The following is an 18215-nucleotide window of genomic DNA, read 5'->3' as shown; positions in this document are numbered from 1 at the left end:
CACTCCCTAGCGTGAGGCATCCGGCATCGCCCGCGACGAGGGTGATGCCAATGTGTAAACGGTCTGACCTCTCAAACGAAAAGCCTGACTCAGAAAGGAGAAGTTCTCGGAGTGACCGGCAAACAGCAGACCATCCGGCTTCATCTGGGCGGAAAATCGCCGCAGAATGTTCGTCTGCGTCTCTCTGTCGAAGTAGATCATGACGTTGCGACAGAAAATGATGTCGAAAGGGCCGTTGATCGACCATGAACCAGTGACCAGATTGAGCGGACGAAAATCGATCATCGCCGCCAGTTCAGGTCGTACTCGAGCCTTGCCGGCACGGCTGCCACTGCCGCGTTGAAAGAATTGCCGACAGCGAACCTCACCGAGCTTTTCCACCGTTTCCAGCGCATAGACCCCGGCGCGAGCGGTATTCAACGCCTCGGTGTCGATATCGGTCGCCAGGATTTTCACCTGCGAGGCCGCCGGGCCCAGCGTTTCTCTCACCGTCATTGCCAGGGAGTAAGGCTCTTCCCCGGTCGAGGCGCCGGCGCACCAGATCTTGATCCCGGTACCGCGTCGGCGTACTTCCTCGGCCAGCACCGGGAAGTGATGGGATTCGCGAAAGAACGCCGTCAGATTGGTGGTGAGAGCGTTGGTGAAGGCCTCCCACTCCTCGGACTCGGCTCGTCCCTCCAGCCGGTCCAGATAGTCACCAAAACGCGTCATGCCATGCAGTCGCAGGCGCTTGGCCAGCCGGCTGTACACCATTTCCCGCTTGTTCTCCGCCATGACGATACCGGCACGGCGGTAAATCAAATCCCGGATCCGCTCGAAATCCCGCAAGGTAAAATCGAGATCCCGGGTAAAGCGCACGGCGTTCTCATCGACGCTCACAGTGGGATCTGGAGCTGAGAACATGGCTGGCTCGGATTTCAAAATGACTCCCACTCCTCGTTGTCATCCGTCAGCGCACGACGAGGGCTCGCGGTAAGCGTGGCCGGCTTGTTCGTCGGCTGATGCCGGGGGGTAACAACGGGCTCGCGCGGCGCCCGTGGCTCGCCGCCGACCACCCGCTCTTCTCCGCTGCCCGCCAACCGGAAGACGGCGATGGAGGTTGCGAGATGGTCGACGCTGGCGCGCAGTTCGGCCGCGGAGGAAGCCGTCGTCTGCACGCGTTCGGCGTTCTGCTGGGTCACTTCGTCCATCTGCGCGACCGCCTGACTGATCTGCTGAATACCGCTGGTCTGCTCTTCGGAGGCGGCGGAAATTTCGCTGATGATATCGTTGACGCGAGTCACCGCGTTGACGACTTCCTCGATCGACCCTTCGGCCTGACGGACCAGATCGGCGCCGTGACCGACTTCCTGAGTCGAGCTGTCGATCAGATTGCGAATCTCCTTGGCCGCATCGGCGCTGCGGCTGGCAAGATTGCGGACTTCACCCGCGACCACCGCAAACCCGCGTCCCTGTTCGCCGGCCCTGGCGGCCTCGACGGAGGCATTCAGCGCCAGAATATTGGTCTGGAACGCGATCGAATCGATCACGCCGACAATATCCGCCACCTTGCGCGAGCTGTCGGTGATGCGACCCATCGTACCTACGACCTGTCCCATCACCTCGCCGCTGCGACGCACTGTATCGGTCGCGCCATCGGCGAGCTGACTCGCCTGACGGGCGTTGTCGGCGTTCTGCTTCACGGTCGCCGTCATCTGCTCCATGCTGCTGGCGGTCTCGGCCAGCGAGGCAGCCTGCTGCTCGGTCCGCGAGGAGAGATCCTCGTTGCCGCTGGCGATATCCCGGGTCGCCGGGGCCACCACCGCGACGTTCGAATTGACGTCGCCGACGATCGTGCCGAGGCTCTGGCGCATGCTGTTGAGCGCCCCGATCAGCCGCCCCACTTCGTCATTGCCGCGCTGCTTCAGCGTCGCTCCCAGATTGCCCGAGGCGATCTGCAGCGCGAAGTCCAGCGCCTCGCGAACGGGCTTGAGCGTTGCCCGTATCGTCGTCAGCCCCACGATGATCAACAGGATGGCGCCGGCCCCAAGCAACGAAAGCAGAATGATCATCGTGGTGCGCTGGGATTCGGCGGCACTCGCCGCCATGTCCGCTCCGCTCACGCGCTTCGCTTCGACCAGCGCGTTCAGGTCGGTGCTGATCTTGTCGCTGTTGGCAGCCAGCACGTCGTTGTAGGCAACGTAGGACTGGTAGAAGTCGCCCCCGTTCAACGCGTCCATCACCCCTTTCAGGCCTTCATCACGGTACTGCTGAAGATCGGCGGCGAAGGTCTCCGCGGCCGGCGTCTGGTTGACGGGACGATCCTGGTAGAAGGCATCCCAGGTCCCGTTCAGTTCGGCGATGAGCGCATCGACCTGTTCGTTGACCGGTGCCAGGTCGGCAGCCATCGGGTTGCTGACCGGCTTGTCGACCAGATTTCGCCCCTTCGACATCAGTTGATCGATCTTCTGAAGCCGAACCAGGTCTTCCAGGCCGTTGGTGGTCAGCTGCTGCAGCCGCTGGCCATCTTGATGCAGCGCATACATCGAGACACCGCCGCTACCGGCCAGCACGATCAACGCCAGCACCATCATCGAAATCAGCCGCCCTTTCAGCGAGCGCAGAGTGAGACGTCGAATTGCCGGGACGAGCCCGCGCGGCTTCAACTCGCCATGGTCAAGCTTGACGCCACGCCTGCGACCGGCCAGCAGCTGCGGATAGTGCTTTTCCGCCAGTTGGCGTGGCTTATCGGCGACCTTGACGCGCACCGAGGTGTAACCGGCGATCTTGCCGTCTTCGATGATGGGGGTGACGGTCGACTGGACCCAGTAATGCGATCCATCCTTGCGCCGGTTCTTGATCACCCCGGTCCAGTTCTCGCCTTTCTCCAGCGTCTTCCAGAGATCTGCGAAAGCCGCCGGCGGCATATCCGGATGTCGGATGAGGTTATGCGGGGCGCCGATCAGCTCTTCCCGGCTAAAACCGCTGACCCTGACGAAAGCCGGGTTGGCATAGGTGATCCTGCCTGTCAGATCGGTTCGCGAAATAAGATAATCCGAGTCGCTTATCGCGAACTCCTGGTCGAGCACGGGTTGATTGTTTCGCATCGCAGCATCCCTGGTGTTGTCATGCACACTCGCGATCTGCCGCAACGCGTGAGGCAGATCAGAGATCATTGTCGTGACTGGTTATCGGCCGATCACCCGCTCTCTTGAGCTTCCCGAGAGGCCACCGATCACGCCGGCTGTTCCCGGCGCGATGTTGTCTTTTCGACGTTGGGCTGCCACTGGGTCAGACTGGAATCGCTGACTTCCGTCTCCGCTACCCGGTAATGCTCCAGCGTCGACTCCAGCTTCTGCGCCTGACTCACCAGCGACTGGGAGGCATTGGCCGTCTGCTGTACCAGCGCGGCGTTCTGGCTGGTGACCTGGTCGAGCTCCGTGATCGCCTGATTGACCTGCTCGATGCCGCTGCGCTGTTCTCGCGACGCGTTGGCTATCTCTTCCATCAGACCACTGACGCTGGTCACCGAGGAGACGATCTCCTCCATGGCGCGGCCCGCCTGCTCGATCAGCGTGGCGCCGCTGTTCACCTGCTCGCCCGATCCGGTGATCAGCCGACGAATATCCCGGGACGCTTCGGCGCTACGGCTCGCCAGGTTGCGCACTTCTTCCGCGACGACCGCGAATCCTCGCCCGGCGGAGCCGGCACGAGCCGCTTCGACGGAGGCATTCAACGCCAGAATGTTGGTCTGGAACGCGATGTTGTCGATCATGTCGACGATTTCCGCCATCTGCCGCGAGCCATCCTGGATCTGTGACATCGTGGTCTCGATCTCGCGCATCATCTCGCCGCCCTGCTGCGCGCGCTGACGCGTCTGGGATGCCGCCCGCGTGGCCGTTTCCGCGTTATCGGCATTGTGGCGGACGGTCTGGGTCAACTGCTCCATGCTGGAGGCCGTTTCGACGATGGCAGCGGACTGCTGATCGGTGCGCACCGCTAGGTCTTGATTGCCGCTGGCGATCTGGCCGGCGCCGACATTGACCCATTCGGCGCTGGCGCGAACGTCGGCGAATGTCCGGGAGAGCCGCTGACGCATACTTTCTATCGCGAACAGCAAACTGTCGATGTCCTTCGACTTGAGAACCAGAGCCTGGGAAAAATCGCCCTCGGCAATTTTCTGGATACTGTTACGCGCATGGCCGGGATCGCCGCCCAGCCGACCCAGAACATTACGGATGACCCAGGCGACGATCAGTGAGAGCAGGCCGCCGATCGCGGCGATCAGCGCCAGGTAGACCACGGCACCGTCCGCCAGCACGGCGTCGATGTCGTCGACATAGACGCCGGTGGCGATCTGCCAGTCCCACTGCGGTACGCGCATGACGTAGCTGAGCTTGTCGTACGTCTCGTCGCCATCACTGCGACGCGAGGCGTAGGGAACGAGCCCGCCGTCGGGCTGCTGGGCAGCAGCGAACATCTCGCGATAGAGATAGACCCCGTTGGGATCCTGATAGTCGCGCATGCTGTCACCCACGGCGCGACGCGGATGCTCGACGATCTCGAGATTGGAGTCGAACACGAAGATATAGCCGTCGGCGCCGAAACCGAGATGGGCCAAAGCGTTGCGCGCCTGCTGCTTGGCATCCGCTTCGCTCAATTCGCCGCTTTCCGATTGGCTGACATAATTGTCGACCAGTTGCTTGGCGCTGCCGATGAAGTACTGGAGGCTCTGGACACGCTGTTCCACCAGGTTTTCCCGCATGGAGTAGAGCGACCAGCCCGCCACCATGATCAAACCGACCCACATCAACCCCAACGTGGCCCAAAGCTTGCGACGCATCGTCCACTCTCGAAAATTCAGCATGGCGTTTCTCACCTGGATAACTTGATCGGCGCCTCGCCTGCCCGTATGGCGAAGCTGATGGTATAAGCGCGATAGCAACGTTATCGGCTTGGCGCGGATCAGCTTTATCTTTATTAGACCAAAGTCGAAAAATCGGATCGCGCCATGAACGGCTCGGTTCGTGATCCATTCGCGCCGTGCCGGCCAAAAAAAACCGCAGCCGAGGCTGCGGTCGATAATTCATTCCATGCTGCCCGGATCAGGCGCTTTCGGCAGTCCGCTCGACGAGCTGCATCTCTTCGTGGGTCAACAGCTTTTCGATGTCGACCAGTACCAGCATGCGATCTTCGAGGCTGCCGATACCGCTCAGGTAATCCGAGGACAGCGTGACGCCGAATTCCGGCGCCGGCTTGATCTGATCCGGCGCCAGGCTCATCACGTCCGAGACGCCGTCGACGACGATACCCACGATACGGTCATCGACGTTGACCACGATCACCACCGTCTGACCGTCGTATTCGACCTTGTCGAGATGGAACTTGAGCCGCAGGTCGATGATCGGCACGATCACGCCGCGCAGATTGGTGACCCCCTTGATGAAGTCCGGCACATTGGCAATGCGGGTGACGTTCTCGTAACCGCGAATTTCCTGCACCTTGAGAATATCGACCGCATACTCCTCTTCACCCAGCGAGAAGACCAGATACTCGCGGCTCGCGGCGTCGTTGACGATGGCATTCATGCTCGCTTGCGAACTCATACTAGCGATACCTCTTGTAGATGTTGGCGTTTCGCCTCGTGGCGCTGCTGCGATTTGCGCCGGTCGAGACGATGAAGATCGGCGATATCGAGAATCAGGGCAACGCTGCCATCGCCAAGGATAGTGGCCGCGGAGATGCCCGGGACCTTGCGATAATTGGTTTCGAGGTTCTTGACCACGACCTGCTGTTGGCCGATCAGGTCATCGACCAGCAGGGCGTAGCGCCGCCCCTCGCCCTGGACGATGACGGCGATGGCCTCGGTCAATTCGGTCCGGGCGTTGGCCACGTCCAGAGCATGGTGCAGCGCGATGATCGGCAGATACTCGTCGCGCACCTTGAGCAGCTGATCGTCGCCGGCCATCGAATAGATGTCGTCGGGCTGGGGCTGCAGCGATTCGAGGACCGCATTGAGCGGCAGCAGGAAGGTCTCCCCACCACAGCGAATCGACATGCCGTCCAGGATCGCCAGCGTAAGCGGCAGCACGATCCGTGTCGTCGTGCCCTGGTTGGGTTTGCTCAGGATCTCGACGTGCCCGCCCATGGCCTGAATATTACGCTTGACGACATCCATGCCGACGCCACGCCCGGAGACGTCGCTGACCTGCTCCGCGGTCGAGAAACCGGGGGCAAAGATCAGCTGCCAGACGTCGTCATCGCTCATGGTGTCGGTGACGGCGAGACCGTTGGACCGGGCCTTGGCCAGAATCCTGTCGCGATTGAGCCCGGCTCCATCGTCGATCACTTCGATCAGGATATTACCGCCCTGGTGCTGGGCGGACAGCGTGAGATGGCCGGTCGGCGACTTGCCGGCCGCTTCGCGGCGTTCCGGAGACTCCAGGCCGTGATCGAGGCTGTTGCGAACCAGATGGGTCAAGGGGTCGATGATGCGCTCGATCAGGCTCTTGTCGAGCTCGGTGGACTTCCCCTCGGTGATCAGTTCGACGTCCTTGCCCAGCTTGGCCGCCAGATCGCGCACCAGCCGCGGAAAACGACTGAAGACGTAATCCATCGGCATCATGCGAATCGACATCACCGATTCCTGCAGATCGCGGGCGTTGCGCTGCAACAGATTCATGCCGTTGACCAGCGGCCCATGAGAGACGATGTCCAGATCGCTGGCCGTCTGCTCGAGCATCGACTGAGTGATGATCAATTCACCGACCAGATTGATGATCTGATCTACCTTGTCGACCGGCACCCGGATGGTGCTGGACTCGCTGCCCTTGGCGTTCTTGCCACCGGACTTGCCACTCGGTTTGCTACTGGCCTTGTCGCTCGGTACGGCGGGCGCCTCAGCCACCGACGTTTCGGCGCTGGCCGGCGCCGGCTCGCTGGACGGCACCGGCGTCTCAGCCATCGGTTCCCGGACGGTCGTGTCTGCGCTGTCCTCGGCCGGGGCAACCGCTTCGGCCGGGGCAACCGCTTCGGCCTGGATCGACAGCTGCTCCGGCTCGATGATGAAACAGAGCACCGCTTCGATATCATCCTGGGATTCCGCGCTGTCCAGAACCACCTGATACCGCGCCGCATCGCCCGACTGCGATGCGATCACACCGAAATGCTCGAGCTCGTCGACCAGCAGATTGCGGTCCTTGTCGTTCACGTTCGTCAGCGTAATCGACAAGCGCTGGGTAGCGCCCTTGCCGGCCTCGGCGCTTTCCGGACTCTCCACTGAAGGAGCGGGGGTCGTCGCCGCGGGTTCCGGTGTCGCAACCGCCGGCACATTCGCTGCCGCACCGCCCTGGCCCAGCTCATCCAGCGCCATCTGCTGCAGAACGCGGGAAATCCGTTCGAACGCTTCGGCATCCGGCTCACTGCCGTTGCGGTAGGCATTCAACTGGTCATGAAGCATATCTTTGGTTTCCAGAAACGTGTCGACGATATCCCGCCGTAGAGTGAGCTCGCCACGCCGGGTATGGTCCAGCAAGTTCTCGAGCAGGTGCGTCGTCTCCTGCAGGACGGTAAAGCCAAAGGTGCCAGCCCCCCCCTTGATCGAGTGCGCGGCACGGAAGATCGCATTGAGCTCTTCGACATCGGGATCGTCGACATCGAGATCCAGCAGCAGGCGCTCCATATCTGCCAGCAGCTCTTCGGCTTCTTCGAAGAAAGTGTCGTAAAAATCAGAAATATCCATGAGCACCTGCCATAGAAGCCCCACCAACAGGGCGTGAACACGTTTGCATCAACCCGCTGAATTCGGCTCGGTCATCCCGCCACTACTACCACTCGCCTCACCACCGTTGCCTGCCAGAGGCGTTGCCAGAGATGAGGGCAGCGGCGTCTTTTCCTGCTGTTCGATTGCCTGAGCCGCCCGGTTATCCAGCACCACGATGCTGATCCGACGATTGACGTCGTCGCTGGGGAGCGTGTTCGGCAAGGTGATGCGCGAGCCCATCCCGGCGACTCTCAAGAGTTTGTCCGGCGCCAGGCCGGCGGCGATCAGTTCCCGGCGTGAAGCGTTGGCACGATCGGCGGACAGCTCCCAGTTGCTGTATCCCTTCTCGCCGCCGACGTAAGGAATGTCATCGGTGTGGCCGCTGATGCTGATGGGATTGGGCATCTCGTTGAGCACGGGAGCGATGCGACCCAGGATCTTTTGCATGTACGGCTCGAGGCGATCGCTACCGAGTTCGAACATCGGCCGCTTGTCGCTGTCGACGATCTGCACTCGCAACCCTTCGGGCGAGAAATCCATCCGCAGCTGCGAGCTCAGTTCCTTGAGCTGCGGGTCGCTCTGAATCACGCTCTGCAGACGATCGCGCAGATAGCGCAGATTGCGCTGCTCGTCACTCGAGCGGGTCTGCTCGCGGATGTTCACGCGGCGTTCCTCGCCATCGACCTTGGTCGGGTTGTCGCCACCACCGGGTATGGCGCTGGTGCTCGCCGTCGTCTTGTCGCCGCCCGTCAAGGCGACGGCTAGTGGAGTACGGAAATATTCGGCGATATGTTCCAATTGGCTCGGACTGGCCGTGGAAAGAATCCACAGCACCAGGAACAGCGCCATCAATGCCGTCATGAAATCGGCGTAGGCGATCTTCCACGACCCACCGTGATGCTTCGCCGACTGAACCCGCTTGCGCTTGACGATCAGCGGCCGCCGTTCATCACCGCTACTCATGGCCCCTCCGTTCCCGTGCTGCGCAGGGTCTGCCCGCTGGAACGAACGTGTTCTTCAAGCTCGCTGAATGACGGCCTGATAGCGGTAAACAGCGCCTTGCGGCCGAACTCCACCGCCAACTGCGGCGCCAGACCATTGAGGCTGGCCATCAGGGTTACGCGAATGCACTGCAGCATCTTGGTCGCTTCACCCGCCTGCAGGTTGATGCGGTGAGCCACGGGCGTCACGAAGCCATAGGCCAGCAGGATCCCGACAAAGGTACCCACCAGCGCCTGTGCGATCATCTGTCCCATGACACCGGCGCCCTGATCCGCCGATCCCAGAGCGTGCACCACGCCCATGACCGCTGCCACGATGCCGAAAGCCGGAAGTCCGTCGCCGACGGCCGATAGCGAGTGCGCGGGCAGCTCCGCTTCATGCTGGAAGGTCTCGATCTCGTGCTCCATCAGCGCATCGATCTCGAAGGGATCCATGTTGCCGCTGACCATTAGGCGTAAATAATCGGTCAGGAACCCCATGATCATCGGATCCGAGAGGATCTTCGGATAGTCCGCGAAGATCGCGCTGTCCTGCGGCGCATCGATATCACGCTCGATCGCCAGCATGCCGTCGCGTCTCGCCTTGGTCAGAAGCCGGTATTGAAGCGCCATCAGCTCCATGTACATCATCTTGTTGTAGCGCTTGGTGCGCTTTAGCTTCGAGAACGACCGCAACGTCGCCTTGATCGCCTTGCCGTTGTTGGCGCAGACGAAGGCGCCGAGGGCGGCTCCGACGATCATCACGAACTCGGCGGGCTGCACCAGCGCACCCAGATGCCCGCCAATCGCGACGTAGCCACCGAATACACTACCCAAGACGATGATGTAGCCTAATAGGATCAGCACGGTGAGGCTCCCGAAACAGTGCATGGCAAACTTGCTGACTGTATCGGCAGCCGAGGCGTCGCGCTTGAGGGTAGAAATATCAGAAAAGCGTGATTGTTCGAAAAACGACGGTGCCAGGCAGGCATCTCGTCGCCGAACGGACACAAAAAAGCGGGCCCGTTGGCCCGCTTCTCGATGACGAGATCAGCCTAGACGGCCAGGCGGTCCGCCAGCGACATCTCCAGAGGAACGAACGTCGGTGCGGCCGGTTTCGACATCGCCTTGGCCTTGCGAGTCTTGCCAGCCCGGGAAGGGGGCTGGCAGATACCGCAGACGTAGTCCTGCATCGGGCTATGAGCATGCGCCACGAAATCGCCCTTACAGGTCTTGCAGCGCGACAACTGCAGCAGATCGCTCTCGAAGAATCGCACCAGCGTCCACGCCCGCGTCAAGCCGAGCGTGGGCTCCGCACCATCGAGTTCGACCTGCTCGAGATACAGCCGATAAGCCTTGACGAACGCAGGCATCCGCTCGCAACCCAGCTCTTTAGTGAGGCGACGATAGACGTTGTAGAACAACGATGAATGAATATTGGGTAGCCAGGTAATGAACCAGTCGGCCGAAAACGGCAGCATACCTTTGGGCGGAGACATGCCTTTGACTTCTTTGTAAAGCTTGATCAAACGCCCGCGACTCAGATCCGTCTCGGTTTCGAGAACCTGCAACCGCGCCCCCAGTTCGATCAACTCGATGGCCAGCTGCACCTGAAGCATCTCCGCAACGAGGCTCTTGTCCGCCATGGATCAGCTCCCCTGCCGGGACGAGAATTGAACGCGACCCGCACCGGCCATCAGCAGTGAGGCATGCGTCTGCTCGAGCCCCTGGGCTCGCGGGTTACGGACCAGCATATTGAGCTGTTCAGCATCCGTGAATCGCAGATTACATAGCAACTGATTTGTTCGAGACAGTTGAGTCAACTGCTTGATCGATAAGCGAATAATGGTATCCGCAAGATCGGCATTCATGTCGAGTCGAAACATCGCCGACTCACGATCCTCGTTCAGCAGGCGCTGAACCAGAAGCAGATAGGAGAGATTGAGATCTTGAATGTCGTCCAGAAGACTGTTCGGGGCCATTGTCCGATTCCCTGCGTATGGTTTTATTGGCTTCCATTGATTGAAAGCTCCAGCCGACATAGCCATCGAGGCGACTACATCAGTTCTTTATGATGGACCTAGTTTGCGACTTTTTGATGAACAAAAGCAAGTTTTGTTACCAAATTTATAGTCACGTAACGAACTCGTCGCTATTGAGTTTGCTATCGATTGATTTAAATAACTGATCCTACGTGAAATATTGTGATTACTGCCTTTACGGGCAGATGCGAGCTCGTGAAGACAAACGGTCCCAAAAGACACATTGGATAACAATACCGTTTAAAATTAAACCTGACAGTCAACGCTAATGCTGATGACCTGACGTCGCCGCACTGTCGATCTGGCCGATCCATACCAGCAATTCTGCTACCACCTGATAGAGCGACTCCGGGATACGGGCATCCAGGTCGACCTGCATCAATAGCGCAACCAGTTCCGGGGAGTCATGTACGAAAACGCCCTCCTGCTGTCCGAGCTCGATGATGCGATCCGCCACATTGCCGTAGCCCTTGGCAACGACCCTGGGCGCGTCCGTTCGTTCACCGCTGTAAGCCATGGCGATCGCGCGTCGGCGGGCATCCGCATTTCTATCGCTCATGATGGCTAGCTCCCAATGCGATCTCTGCTTGTATACCCAACGCAGTCAGGCGCTGGCGCAATGGTTCGAGCTCCCGCCGGACGCGATCCCGGGTGGGCGCCTCGGAAGGATCGATCTCCACTCGTAGTGCAGTCGCCTGGCGCGCCTGGAAGGTGATGTCGACGACGCCCAGAGTGGGCAGCCGAACCTGCACCTCGGCGCGCCACTCGTCGCGGGTTTCGTCATCGTACCGCGGTGAACGATCATCGACGTCGTCATCGTTATCGTCGAAAGCCGGATCGCGTGGCAACTCGGAAAACATCAGTGTCATCGGCACCCCGGGCCACAGCTGCCCTTCCCAACGTAGATTGGGTGCCACGATCAGCTCCAGCTGATGCCGAACGATCGCCTGCAATGCCTCCGTGGGTTGCTGCGAAAGCTGGTGCGCACGGGACATGGCGAGTGACGATGCCGTATCCGATACGCCTGCCATTGAAGACGAACGCTCACCGCCGAAACCGGCCGCCGTGACAGACTGCGAGAGGCGCGATTCCCCGCTCCCAATGGCTCTTGAACTCGTGGTCTCGTCGAGATTGGCTGTCGCAGCGGTCGTGCCGGCAAAGGTACTCGTCTTCGCTGGCATGGGCGTCGAGCTCGGAGAAACATGCTGAGGCAATGCCTGGCTGCCACCGCCGGTCAGGAGCCCCGAATTCAGTGGCGTCGGCGTGGCCAGAAATGGCATTGGCGTGGACAGCATCGAGGTCGGCGTGAACGAACGAAAGGTCAGGCTCAACCAGGCCTGAGGTTCGCGCATCAGCGCCGACCGGGGATACTGACCGGCCATCCATCGCTGCAGATGAGATTCATAGAAGGCACCGCTCTCGCGAACGCTTTGCGACAGTGCGGTGGCGAGGGAATCGGCACTGTCCGCAGGCTGGAGCAGAAGCGCGGCAAGCGGCCGGACCGATGCGGTCTGAGTGGCAGGAAAACGCGAGAGCAGATCAGCGATCTTTATCGCGGTCGGGCTCAAGTGTAACTGCGAGGACGAGAGCCCGGCCTGACCCGACGGTGGAGCGGGCACAGAGGCGCCTTCCCGGACCGTCGCCGGGGATGGGCCCATGACGCGCTCCCCGCCCTGCTGATGTAGACGAGAGTCGCTGCGAGCCGGCTGAATGGCGTCCGAAGACGTCGCCGCCGACACTGGTAACGGCTGGTCCTTGATGACCGGCGTGTCGACACGCTTGCCGAGAACCTGATGCAACAGGGTGTCGAGTATCGGCGTGATGCCGCTCACGGGCGATCGTCGGTCGGCACCGCGCGCAGTCGTGAGGCGATGCTGCCGCGCCCCGCCTGGTAAGCCTGCCCCAGTGCCTGCTGTCGCCGGGAACTGCCAATGAGATGGCTAAGCTCCTCGCGACGGGACTCCAGCACACGGCGAGTCTCGGCGTCCTGGGTCAGGATCTGCTCGAGCAAGCTGAATTTCTGTTCACGCTCCGAATCGGTCAACGACTGCACTTCATCGAGAGACCTCACGCGCTGAAGCGATACCACGTAGCCGGCCTCGCACTGCACCAGGGCTTCCCACTCCTGCTCTCGCGCCAAACCCAGCATCCGGCTCGACACCTCTAGTAACTGACGGTACTGCTCGATGACCGAAGGGCCTGGTGTCATTCGATTATACTCCCCCGACCATCTCGACCGGCGCCTGCCGAAGCTCACGCCAACCGGAGCCGATGTTATCGAGAAGTGACGCGGCTTGATCCAGCGCGGCCATGTCGTCACGCAGATTGGCCTGCAGCAACAGTCTGGCGACGTAGTCGTAAAGCTGCCCCAGGTTGGCGGCGATATCGCCCCCCTTTTCATGGTCCAGCGCAGCCGCCAAACCGTTATTGACGATGTCGATCGCCTTGGAGATCGACGCGCCCTTGGCTGCCCGGTTGCCGTCCTGCATATGCAGGCGAGCACTGGCGATCGCCGCCTGGACACCATCGAATAGCATGACGATCAGCTGGTGGGGGTCGGCAGACATGACCGCCGACTCGACCCCAACCCGCGCGTAGGCGCCCGCGCCCCGTCGTGAATTCATCATCGTTGAGACCTATTACTGGTTGGTTTGCGCGCTCAAGGCATCGAACTGCTGGGTCAGGTAACTACTGGTCGAATTCATCTGCGAGACCAGAGAGTCCAGGCTGGCGAACTGGGTGCGATAACGCTCGACCGTGGAGTCGATGGATTCCTGCATCCGCGTGTAACGGTCGCCCAGGCGGTCCAGCGTGGAATCGATACCGTCGGTGGCAATCTGCAGCAGGCCGCCGTCATCGAGAATGGTCCCCATGGTGTCGTCGATGCTGGCAGACAGCCCGCCCTTCCCGTCGACACCGGCGAAAAATTGGCTTACCGCGTCACTGTCACTGGAGATGGCTTCGCTCAGCTTGTCATCATCGACCTCCAGCGTGCCGTCCAGCTGGCGCTCGATACCCAGGTCCGACAGCATCGAAAACGTGCCATCGCCATCGCTATAGCCGAGCACACTACTCAGGCGGGACTCGATAGTGCGCATGGTCGAGTTGCCCAGCAGCGCTCCGGCCGTGTCTGACTCAGAGTCGTAGGAAGTGAGGGCGTCAGACGTACTCTGAAAGCTGTTATAGGCGGTGACGAAAGCCTTGACCGCCTTGGTCATCGACTCCGTGTCTTTGGACACTTTGAGCGTTTCTGCTCCGCTCGTGGTCGAGGTCAAATCGAAAGTGACGCCTTCGAGCGCACCCTTGACGGTATTGGACTGGCTGGTGATATCGATACCGTTGACGGTCAACTCGGCATCCTGGGCCGCCACGGTCTGTTCCGAGCTGCCATGACTACTGAAGACTTGCTCACCTGCCTCGACCGAGCTTGTAAAGCCGAACGCCACGTCCAACGCGTCCCCCGGCGACGCCGAAGAGACCGACATCGTAGAGTCAGTGCCTGTCTCGGTCGAAGTCAGTACCAAACGATAAGGCTTGTCACTACCGTCGCTGACAATCGTTGCCGTGACATTTCCGTTCTTGCCGTTGATCGCATCCCGGAGATCCGCAAGCGAATCGTCGTTCGCCACGTCAATTTCGAAGGCACTCTCGCCGGACCCGAATTTGAGAGTTCCGGACATCTCGAGACCGTCGTCTTTCTTCTCATAACCACCGGAGGCGACGGACTGCGCCTGAGCAAGACTCGTCACCGAGACTTGATAGCGACCGGCGACGGCATCCCCAGTGGTGGTGGCGGTGACGGCGTCGCCGGTCATCGAGCTGGTGACGGCCGAGAAGGTTTCGGGATCGCTCAACTTGGTCGCGGCATCACGCAACGCGGTCAGGGAACTCTCCAACGAACCGAAGGCGGACAGTTTGGTCTTGTAGCTCTGCTGCTGGGCGACGATCGGCGTGAGCTTCTGTTTTTCCGCATCTTCCAGGTCATCGAGCAGTCCGCTCAAGTCCAGCCCGGAACCGATTCCCAGTGACGATATGGTAGCCATGTAACCTCTCTATGCCTGGCGCACTTTGTAACACGCCGATCACGACAGCAGACGCCGATTAAGCGCACTTTAATGCTTCAGTTCCCTGATCGGCCGATCCCCGGGGAACTTTAGCGTTGGCTGATCTTCTTTTACGCTTGCCGCCCCTGGGGAAACGTCAACCTTGGGTGGTCAGGGAGCCACCGGATAGGCGATCATAGGCGGCCGATAATTTCGCCACTCTCTGGAGAAGACATGGACGCAACCGCCCTGCAGGACAATTATCGCTTGTGGCAGCGTTTTCAGCGCCAGGAACAATTGGGGCGCGAACATCAGGCTGCGCTGCATAAACTGGCACAAACCGGGGCGATGGCGTCTCGTGTCACCGAAGCTTACCGTAGCATGGCGGATCGCGGCGCCAAGGAAGGCGCCAGTTACCGTACGCTGTTTCAACGCCAGCGCGAGAATGGCGACAACCTGGCCTGCGAAGGCTGGCTGTTCGTGCGCCGTGTCCTCGCGGAAGGCGGCACCACCAGAATTCGCGCCACGCTGTTCGAGTCCTTCACGCTGGAGGAGGGGGAGATCAAACCCTCGCCGGAAATCCCCAAGAAGGTCACGCTGGATATTTACGACGAACTGCTGGTCCATAAGAGCATGACACTGGGCTGTCGCACCGATCGTCACGACGATGAGCGGGATACGCGCTTCATTACCTTTCTGGACAGCGTCCGCGGCGATCTTCACCAGTATCTATAACGACCCGCTCGGAAGCCGGCTTCGGCCTGTGGATTCCGACCGGAAAACGCTTTTGATTCGATCCAGGGAGATTCATCGATGGTCAATACCCCCCATCCTTCCAAAGTCCATTTTTCGGCGCTGTCACTGGAAAACCTGGACGGTGTCAGCGGCATCGTGCAGCCGGTAGCCAAGACGCAATCCGTGACACTGGAAAGCCCAGCCACGATGCTGGTCACCGATTTCAATGTCAGCCATCCCCACACCCTGCCCACCGGCAGCTCGATTGGGCAGGCTCACGAGACCATGAAGCAGGCTGGCGTCGGCCTACTGATGCTGATCGACACCAGTGGAAAGTTCACCGGTGTGATCAACGCCCGCGAGCTGATCGGGGGTCGTCGCATCACGCTGGCGATGCAGCAGCATCAGCTCGGCCGCGACGAGGTTACCGTCGAGATGATCCAGACACCGCGTAGCGAATTGCACTCGCTGTCCTACGCCAAGATCTCCCATGCCAGCGTGGGCGATCTGGTCGAGACGCTCAAGACCTCGGGTGACCAGCACGTGCTGATTACCGAACCCGACGGCAGCGGTGCTTCGCGGATTCGCGGCATCATTTCGGCCTCCAACATCAGCCGCGCGCTGGGCGTCGATCTTCACCAGCCACCGTCGGCCCGCACGTTCTCGTCGATCTGCCATGTCATTCTCGGCCACGATCTCTGAAGCTGTCATGAGTGCAGCGACCCAGGACACATCGTCTTCCATTCTGGTGATCTACACCGGCGGCACCATCGGAATGCGTGACAGCGACCGAGGTCTGGTCGCCGCTGGCGATTTCGATTCCCGAATGACGGCAGCGCTGGCGTCGCTGCCGCCAGATCGCCGACGCCGACTTCCCGAATACATCGTCTGGGAGTCGCCCGACCCGATCGATTCCAGCAGCGCCACGCCGGACGACTGGGCAGTGCTGGCAGCGCTGATTGCCGATCGTTATCAGGACTACGCCGGATTCGTGGTGCTTCACGGTACCGACACGTTGGCATGGTGCGCTTCCAGCCTCGCCTTTCAGCTGCAAGGGCTGTCCAAGCCGGTCATCGTGACGGGCGCCCAAAAGCCGCTGGAGTCGGAAGGCAGCGATGCGCTCGTCAACCTCGAAGCTGCGCTGGCTTTTGCCGCGCAGACCGCGCTGCGGGAAGTGTGCGTGAGCTTCGGGGGCCGTCTGCTGAGAGGATGCCGTGCCAGAAAATGGTACACTGCGGACTCGCTAGGATTCGAGAGCCCGAACTGGCCACTGCTGGGTGAGATGGTGGATCACAGTCCGATCGTCTACACGCCCCGCTGCTGGCCCGCACGTGGGGCGCCACGCTTCGAACTTGCCGGCGGCGATGCAGCAGTCGTCATTCGTCTGGTGCTGTGGCCCGGCATTCGTGCCAAAGACGTGGCTCGCTGGCTGGATGACGACTCTCTGCGCGGTGTCGTCATCGAGTGCTGGGGAAGCGGCAATCTACCGGAAGACGAGGCATTGCTCGGTGTCCTGGCTCGCGCCAGTGCCGAAGGCAAAGTCATGGTTGCCGTCAGTCAATGTCCTGTCGGCGGCGTCAGTCCCGGCACCTATGCCAGCGGACAGACGCTCAACGAGATCGGCATCCTGTCCGGCGATGACATGACGCCCGAAGCCGCTCACAGCAAACTCGCTCACCTGCTCGCCCAGGATCTGTCCCGAGGCGATCTGCGGCAGCGCCTGCTGACCTCTCTCGTCGGCGAGAGCGGGGCCTTCATGGCGTAAGCGAGCCACCCGAATCAGCTATCACCGTGGGCCCTTGCCAGGCCCAGACAGTTTGCACGCCACAGGTTAACCGCATGACATCCTCGACTTCTTCCAGCGATTCCACACCGGTCGTCGTGATCTACTCCGGCGGCATGGACTCCTACACGGTACTCCATCGCGCCATACGCGAAGGCTACGACGTCCACGCCCTGTCGTTTCATTACGGTCAGCGTCATGCCCGCGAGCTCGATGTCGCAAGCCGCGTCTGTGCCGACCTTGGTCTTTCGCACCGCGTCGTCGACATTCGGGCGATTCATGAGCTGATCGGCAATTCCGCGTTGACCGACAGTGGACGAGCCATGCCGAAAGCTGACTATGCCGAGGACAACCTCGCCGACACCGTCGTACCCAATCGCAACATGATTCTGCTGTCGTTGGCGATCGGCTACGCAGTCAATATCAAGGCACCGATCTGCTTCTATGGCGCTCACGGGGGCGATCATGTCCTGTACCCCGACTGTCGCCCGGCGTTCGTCGAACGCATGAACGATGTCTCCGCGATCGCCAATTTCGAGGCTGTCAGTATCGAAGCGCCCTATCTGCACAGCGACAAAGCGCAGATTCTCGCCGACGGCATCGAAATGGGGCTCGACTACGCCGATACCTGGACCTGCTATCTGGGCCAGGAAGTGGCTTGCGGTGAATGCGGTAGCTGTCGGGAAAGACTCAACGCCTTTGCCGAGCTGGGAATGAAGGACCCGATTCCCTACGCTACGCGCTGACGGGCGGACGCCTCCTGGCCAGACGTCGATGATGCGAGGCCGGATCGATCGCGCCGACGAATCGGATATCGTTTCGAATTCAGCTTTGACGCATCAGCCCTGGCGCTCAAGTCCTGACTCGCTAAGTCCTGGCTCTCCAAGTCCA

18 protein-coding genes are annotated in these 18215 nt (G+C 60.8%); 4 read left to right on the top strand and 14 right to left on the bottom strand.

What is annotated here, in order from left to right; all coding sequences use genetic code 11:
* Positions 1-6: 6 nt before the first annotated feature.
* The 14 genes from DOM58_RS02975 to fliD form a co-directional block, all read right to left on the bottom strand.
* Positions 7-903 carry a CheR family methyltransferase gene (locus DOM58_RS02975; protein WP_110691713.1) on the bottom strand — a complete coding sequence of 299 codons (897 nt, stop codon included), beginning with the start codon at positions 901-903 and terminating at the stop codon, positions 7-9.
* 14 nt (positions 904-917) lie between these two features.
* Positions 918-3086 (bottom strand): methyl-accepting chemotaxis protein, encoded by a 2169-nt coding sequence (locus DOM58_RS17800; protein WP_110691712.1) that lies wholly within the window; start codon positions 3084-3086, stop codon positions 918-920.
* 128 nt (positions 3087-3214) lie between these two features.
* Positions 3215-4846, bottom strand: coding sequence for a methyl-accepting chemotaxis protein (locus DOM58_RS02965; protein ID WP_245392125.1), 1632 nt, complete (start codon positions 4844-4846; stop codon positions 3215-3217).
* 238 nt (positions 4847-5084) lie between these two features.
* Positions 5085-5585: a chemotaxis protein CheW gene (locus DOM58_RS02960; RefSeq protein WP_075562071.1), complete on the bottom strand. Its 501-nt coding sequence runs from the start codon at positions 5583-5585 to the stop codon at positions 5085-5087.
* Positions 5582-7720: a chemotaxis protein CheA gene (gene cheA, locus DOM58_RS02955; RefSeq protein WP_110691711.1), complete on the bottom strand. Its 2139-nt coding sequence runs from the start codon at positions 7718-7720 to the stop codon at positions 5582-5584. Before cheA ends, DOM58_RS02960 begins: the two co-directional genes overlap by 4 nt.
* 48 nt (positions 7721-7768) lie before the next feature.
* On the bottom strand, positions 7769-8704 hold the full coding sequence (gene motB / locus DOM58_RS02950; RefSeq protein WP_110691710.1) for a flagellar motor protein MotB: 936 nt from the start codon (positions 8702-8704) through the stop codon (positions 7769-7771).
* Positions 8701-9588: a flagellar motor stator protein MotA gene (gene motA, locus DOM58_RS02945; protein WP_075562068.1), complete on the bottom strand. Its 888-nt coding sequence runs from the start codon at positions 9586-9588 to the stop codon at positions 8701-8703. Before motA ends, motB begins: the two co-directional genes overlap by 4 nt.
* A 188-nt stretch (positions 9589-9776) precedes the next feature.
* Complete coding sequence (flhC, locus tag DOM58_RS02940; RefSeq protein WP_110691709.1) at positions 9777-10367, bottom strand: flagellar transcriptional regulator FlhC; 591 nt, start codon at positions 10365-10367, stop codon at positions 9777-9779.
* Between the two features lie 3 nt (positions 10368-10370).
* Positions 10371-10703 carry a flagellar transcriptional regulator FlhD gene (gene flhD, locus DOM58_RS02935; protein WP_075562066.1) on the bottom strand — a complete coding sequence of 111 codons (333 nt, stop codon included), beginning with the start codon at positions 10701-10703 and terminating at the stop codon, positions 10371-10373.
* Positions 10704-11028: 325 nt separating this feature from the next.
* Positions 11029-11322 (bottom strand): EscU/YscU/HrcU family type III secretion system export apparatus switch protein, encoded by a 294-nt coding sequence (locus DOM58_RS02930; RefSeq protein WP_075562065.1) that lies wholly within the window; start codon positions 11320-11322, stop codon positions 11029-11031.
* Entirely contained in the window at positions 11312-12595 is a 1284-nt protein-coding gene (locus tag DOM58_RS02925) for a flagellar hook-length control protein FliK (RefSeq protein ID WP_110691708.1), read from the bottom strand. The genes DOM58_RS02930 and DOM58_RS02925 overlap by 11 nt, the downstream gene beginning before the upstream one ends.
* Complete coding sequence (locus DOM58_RS02920) at positions 12592-12972, bottom strand: flagellar protein FliT (protein WP_110691707.1); 381 nt, start codon at positions 12970-12972, stop codon at positions 12592-12594. The genes DOM58_RS02925 and DOM58_RS02920 overlap by 4 nt, the downstream gene beginning before the upstream one ends.
* A gap of 4 nt (positions 12973-12976) precedes the next feature.
* Positions 12977-13387: a flagellar export chaperone FliS gene (gene fliS / locus DOM58_RS02915; protein ID WP_110691706.1), complete on the bottom strand. Its 411-nt coding sequence runs from the start codon at positions 13385-13387 to the stop codon at positions 12977-12979.
* Between the two features lie 15 nt (positions 13388-13402).
* On the bottom strand, positions 13403-14806 hold the full coding sequence (gene fliD / locus DOM58_RS02910) for a flagellar filament capping protein FliD (protein ID WP_110691705.1): 1404 nt from the start codon (positions 14804-14806) through the stop codon (positions 13403-13405).
* Positions 14807-15040: 234 nt separating this feature from the next.
* Between fliD and DOM58_RS02905 the strand changes: the two genes are divergently transcribed.
* The 4 genes from DOM58_RS02905 (at position 15041) to queC (ending at position 18070) form a co-directional block, all read left to right on the top strand.
* Positions 15041-15541: a hypothetical protein gene (locus tag DOM58_RS02905; protein WP_075562060.1), complete on the top strand. Its 501-nt coding sequence runs from the start codon at positions 15041-15043 to the stop codon at positions 15539-15541.
* A 78-nt stretch (positions 15542-15619) separates the two neighbouring features.
* On the top strand, positions 15620-16243 hold the full coding sequence (locus DOM58_RS02900) for a CBS domain-containing protein (RefSeq protein ID WP_075562059.1): 624 nt from the start codon (positions 15620-15622) through the stop codon (positions 16241-16243).
* Positions 16244-16250: 7 nt separating this feature from the next.
* Entirely contained in the window at positions 16251-17306 is a 1056-nt protein-coding gene (locus DOM58_RS02895) for an asparaginase (RefSeq protein WP_110691704.1), read from the top strand.
* Between the two features lie 74 nt (positions 17307-17380).
* A complete protein-coding gene (gene queC / locus DOM58_RS02890; RefSeq protein WP_075562057.1) occupies positions 17381-18070 on the top strand; it encodes a 7-cyano-7-deazaguanine synthase QueC in 690 nt (229 codons plus the stop codon).
* Positions 18071-18215 lie beyond the last annotated feature (145 nt).

The organism is Salinicola halophyticus (assembly GCF_003206695.1).
GTDB classification, from domain to species: domain Bacteria; phylum Pseudomonadota; class Gammaproteobacteria; order Pseudomonadales; family Halomonadaceae; genus Salinicola; species Salinicola halophyticus.
This window is presented reverse-complemented; position numbering and strand designations above follow the sequence as displayed.